Annotated in this window: 1 protein-coding gene and 2 pseudogenes; 2 read left to right on the forward strand and 1 reads right to left on the reverse strand. The window is 65.0% G+C overall.

Annotated features, from left to right (window positions below):
* Positions 1-214: pseudogene (locus EN742_RS33360) on the forward strand (L-idonate 5-dehydrogenase); the annotation flags it as partial.
* A gap of 48 nt (positions 215-262) precedes the next feature.
* Complete coding sequence (locus EN742_RS33365; protein ID WP_189347888.1) at positions 263-1282, forward strand: LacI family DNA-binding transcriptional regulator; 1020 nt, start codon at positions 263-265, stop codon at positions 1280-1282.
* 73 nt (positions 1283-1355) lie between these two features.
* On the opposite strand, the pseudogene EN742_RS33370 reads toward EN742_RS33365, so the two are convergent.
* A pseudogene (locus EN742_RS33370) lies at positions 1356-1967 on the reverse strand (sugar ABC transporter substrate-binding protein); the annotation flags it as partial.

Genomic DNA, 1967 nt, shown 5'->3' on the forward strand with positions numbered 1-1967 from the left:
GCCGATGTCGACGGTCACCGCCAAGGAACTGTCGATCAACGGCTCATTCCGCTTCCATCCGGAATTCGCCGTCGGCGTCGGGCTGATGCGCAAGAAGCTGATCGACGTCAAGCCGCTGATCACCCACACGGTGGCGTTCGACGAGGCGCTTTCCGGCTTCGAGCTTGCCAATGACCGCAGCCGGGCGATGAAGGTCCAGATCGCCTTTGCATAAGCGTCGGCGGCGCGTTGCATTCCGTTGTGATATCGATAACGTACGGCCATGCAGTCCTCGCCCAAACGCCCGACCATGGCCGATGTCGCGCATCGCGCCAACGTCTCGACGATGACCGTCTCGCGCGCCTTCAAGCGCGACGCCTCGGTCAGCGCCGACACGCGAGACCGCATCCTGCAAGCGGCTGAAGAGCTAGGTTATGTCTTCGACAGCATTGCCGCCAACCTTTCCTCGCGCCGCTCCGGTTTCGTCGCGGTGACGATACCCTCGATCAACAACGCCAACTTCGCCGACACGGTGCGCGGCATGACCGAAGGTTTGCGCGACAGCGGGCTGGAAATCCTGCTCGGCTTCACTGACTACAACGTCGAGGAGGAAGAGCGCCTGGTCGGGCAATTGCTGCAGCGGCGGCCGGAAGCGATCATCGTCACTGGCGGCCGCCACACGCCGCGCTGCCGCAAGATGCTGGCCAATGCCGGCGTGCCGGTGGTGGAGACGTGGGATCTGCCGAGCGACCCGATCGGCCATGTCGTCGGCTTCTCCAACGCCGAGGCCGGGCGGCTGATGGTCGATCATTTCGTCGCGCGCGGCTACTCGAGGCTCGGCTTCATCGGCGGCGACACCTCGCGCGACACGCGCGGCCTCGACCGGCGGCGCGGTTTTTTGGCGGCGCTGCAGGACCGCGGCCTCGACGCCTCGCGTGTCATCGCCTCCGGCGTGCCGCCGATCTCGATGCGCGAGGGCGCGGCCGCCATGGTCGAGATGATCTCGCGCTGGCCCGATACGCAGGCAGTGATGTGCGTGTCCGACCTTTCCGCCTTCGGCGCGCTGATGGAATGCGTGCGGCGCGGCATCAGTGTGCCCGACGACGTCGCGATCGCCGGCTTCGGCGCCTATGACCTTGCCGAGCAGTCGGTGCCGTCGATCACCACGATCGATGTCGGCGCGCATGAGATCGGCATCCGCGTGGCCGAGTTGGTGCTCGATCTGCTCAATGGCCGCCGCGCGGCGGACGACCGGGTCGTCGTCGGCATGACACCCAAGGTGATTGCGCGCCACACGGCTTGAACGCTTTTGGAATGACCAACGGCCGGCAGGATGACCGCCGGCCGTTGGCTGTTCCGACAGATGCTGCCGAAGCCTATTTGCCCCAGATCTTCTTGTATTCGTCGCGGTAGCCGTTGCCAGGGTCGAAGCGGTTGTCCGGGCCACCGTCGAACTCGACATTGTCCGAGGTCACTACGTGCAGCGGCGAGATGTAGCCCGACCATTTCTCGCCGGCCATGGCGCGGTTGAGCTCGTCGACCAGCTGCCAGCCCTGCAGGTTCAGCGGTTCCGCCACCGTCACCTTCTGAAACTGGCTGGAGCGGATGCGCTGGTAGGCCGATTCCGAACCGTCGCCGGCCGCCACGTTGATCGGCGCGTCGGTGCCGGACTTGCCGGCCGCCGCCAGCGACGGCCCCATGAAGTCGAAATAGAGGTCGTTGATCGCCAGCGAATGGGTCCATTCATCGCCGTACTTCTGCAGCAGCGACGTGGTGAGCTGCGGCATGCGCTGCGAGGTCTCGGCGATCGGCGTGTCGACATATTCGAGCACCTTGCCGCCGAGATCTTCGATCTCCTTCTTCATCCGGTCCGCCTTGGCGATGGCGATCTGATAGGTGGAATCGGTGAAGATAATGACGCCGGGCTTACCCTTGGCATCGACAAAGGCCCAGTCGGCGGCCGCCTTGGAGACTTCCATCGGATCGGT

It is taken from the genome of Mesorhizobium sp. M4A.F.Ca.ET.020.02.1.1, assembly GCF_004022645.1.
In the GTDB taxonomy this organism is placed as follows: Bacteria; Pseudomonadota; Alphaproteobacteria; order Rhizobiales; family Rhizobiaceae; genus Mesorhizobium.

Coding starts and splice junctions, on each gene's coding strand:
- EN742_RS33365 (WP_189347888.1), top strand. CDS start 263: ATGCAGTCCTCGCCCAAACGCCCGACCATGGCCGATGTCGCGCATCGC.